Origin of the sequence: Deinococcus pimensis DSM 21231 (assembly GCF_000519345.1) — a bacterium.
GTDB lineage: Bacteria > Deinococcota > Deinococci > Deinococcales > Deinococcaceae > Deinococcus_A > Deinococcus_A pimensis.
The window spans coordinates 5,868-8,300 of sequence record NZ_KI912621.1 but is presented as its reverse complement, the minus strand read 5'-3'; the positions used below and the strand labels follow the sequence as shown (position 1 = coordinate 8,300).

Sequence of the window (2,433 nt, the reverse complement as noted above, 5' to 3'; positions counted from 1 at the left end):
CACGCAGACGGCGCGCCTCCTCCTCGCGGCGCAGACGCTCCGCCTCCTCGCGCGCGCGGCGTTCCGCCTCGATGCGCGCCCGCTCCGTCACCACCTGCCCGACCAGATCGTCGATGGTGGTCGCTGTGAGCTGCCGCTGCGCCTCGGTGCGCAGCGCGAGCGCCCGGCGGCCCTGCTCCGTGTCGCGCAGTTCCGCCAGGAGCTTCTCCTGACTGGCCTTGAGTGCGAGCCGCTCGCTGAGCTTCGCCTGCGCCTCCTGCTTGAGGCCCGTGAGCTGATTCGCGAGGGCGACGCGCTGCGCGCGCTGCTCGTCGAGCTTCTGCGCCTCCTCGCGCAGGGAGCGCACCAGCGACACGTTCTGCTGCCCCATGACGGTCACGTACTTCGCGCGCACCACGAAGTCCGAGATGGACCGCGCCTGCGCGAGCAGCGCGAGGTACTGGCCGCTGCGCTCGCGCTGCACCGCCCGCATGAGCTGACGCACGTCCGCCTTGAGGCGCTCCACCCGCGCGTTCGTCACCGAGATCTGGCCTTCGAGCGTGCGGATGCCGTCCTGCACCGCGAGGATGCGCTGCGTCAGGTCGCGGCTCTGGCGTTCGAGCGTGCCGATCTCGTCGCCGAGCTCGTCGATGCGGTCGATCGCGGCGCGCTGCCGCGTCCCGAGCGCCGCGATGTCCTGCCGGAGCTGCGCCAGCCGAGCTTTCTGCTGCTCGGAGAGCTGCTTCTGCCGGGAGAGCTGCTGCTGAAGGTCCTGCAGCTTCTGCGACGTGGTCTGCGCGCCCGCCACCGCCAGCAGCGCGAGCAGCGCCACGCTCCGCGCGCGCCGCGCGTTCACTCCAGCTCCCTCAGGTAGCGGCCCGACGCCACGACGCTCCCCACGAGCCCCACCAGCACCCCGAGGCCCGCGAGCGTCCCGACGAGCTGCGCGAGCACCGCGCGGTCCTGCAGCATCGGCAGGGACGGCACCAGCACCGTGAGGCGCGACGCGAGCGCCTCGTAGCCCGGCACGAGGAGCGCGCCCGCGAGGGCCGCGCCCAGCACGCCCAGCAGCAGCCCCTCGATGAGGTACGGCAGGCGGATGAAGCCGCGCGTGGCGCCCAGCAGACGCATCACGTTGATCTCCGCGCGCCGCGCGTACATCGCGACGCGCACCGCGTTGAGGATGTTGAACAGCGTGCCCGCCAGCAGCAGCGCCACCAGCACGTACCCCGCGACGCGCACCGCGTCGAGGACCCTCGCGGCGCGCTCCACGTAGCCCGCGCCGTACTCCACGCTCTCCACGCCGTCGAGCTTCCTCACCGCGCCCGCCACCGTCGTGGTGTCCGCCACGCGCGCCACGCGCACCCGCAGCGTGTCCGGGAAGGGATTCCCGGCGAGCTCCGCGGCCTCGCGGACGTACGGGTAGTCGCGCTGCATCTCCGCGAGCACCGCGTCCTTGCGCACCACGGTCGCCTCGCGGACCTGCGGGAGATCCTGGATGCTCGACAGGATGCGCTCCGTGTCCGCGCCGTCACGCAGGAACGCCGCGACCTCCACCTGCGACTCGAGCTGCGAGAGCGCGCGGTCCACGTTCAGGGTCAGCAGGACCACGAAGCCCAGCATCACGAGCGCGAGCACCATCGTCGTGAGCGTCGCGAGGGTCGCGGTGAGGTTGCCGCGCATCGCGAGCCACGCCTGCCGGAGGTGGTACGTCACAGCGCGTACCCCCCGTAGGGATCGTCACGGACGAGCCGCCCGCGGCGCAGCGTCAGCGTCCGGTGACGGAAGGTCTCCACGAGGTCGCGCGCGTGCGTCGCGACGACCACCGTCGTGCCGCGCAGGTTCACGTTCTGCAGCACCTTCAGGATGTCGCGGCTGTTCTCCGGGTCGAGGTTGCCGGTCGGCTCGTCCGCGAGGAGCAGGGGAGGCTCGCTGACGATGGCGCGCGCGATCGCGACGCGCTGCTGCTCGCCCTGCGAGAGCTGCACGGGCAGCGCGTGCTTCTTGTGGTCGAGTCCGACGAGCTTCAGGGCGCCCGAGACGCGCTCGTCCCACTCGCGGCGCGGCACGCCCGTCACGCGCAGCGCGAACGCGACGTTGTCCGCGCTGCTCAGGTGCGGCAGCAGCTGGTTGTCCTGGAAGATCATGCCGATGCGGCGGCGGTGCATGGCCGTGCGGCCACCGCGGAAGCGGCGCAGCGGCTCGCCCGCCACGTACACCTCGCCCTTCGAGGGCAGGCTGCGCTTCAGGACGAGGCTCATGAAGGAGCTCTTGCCCGCGCCGCTGTGCCCCACGAGGTACACGAACTCGCCCTTCTTGATGTGCAGGTTCACGTCGTCGAGCGCGAGGGTGCGCGTGACGGGATACTCCAGGCTCACGTGGTGGAACTGGATCACGCGGCCCTCCCGGGGGGCCGCGTGGGCGCGGACGGGGCGGGGCGGGCGGCGGCCCGCC

The 2,433-nt window shown here is 72.5% G+C and carries 3 protein-coding genes; all 3 read right to left on the bottom strand.

What is annotated here, in order from left to right:
- Positions 1-835 (bottom strand): PcsB-like coiled-coil domain-containing protein (locus DEIPI_RS27875; protein ID WP_425387828.1); only part of this gene is annotated, 835 nt, incomplete at its 3' end.
- Positions 832-1,695: a cell division protein FtsX gene (locus tag DEIPI_RS0102235; protein ID WP_027480699.1), complete on the bottom strand. Its 864-nt coding sequence runs from the start codon at positions 1,693-1,695 to the stop codon at positions 832-834. The genes DEIPI_RS0102235 and DEIPI_RS27875, both read right to left, overlap by 4 nt.
- Positions 1,692-2,375 (bottom strand): cell division ATP-binding protein FtsE, encoded by a 684-nt coding sequence (gene ftsE / locus DEIPI_RS0102230; RefSeq protein ID WP_027480698.1) that lies wholly within the window; start codon positions 2,373-2,375, stop codon positions 1,692-1,694. The genes DEIPI_RS0102235 and ftsE overlap by 4 nt, the downstream gene beginning before the upstream one ends.
- Positions 2,376-2,433: the final 58 nt, after the last annotated feature.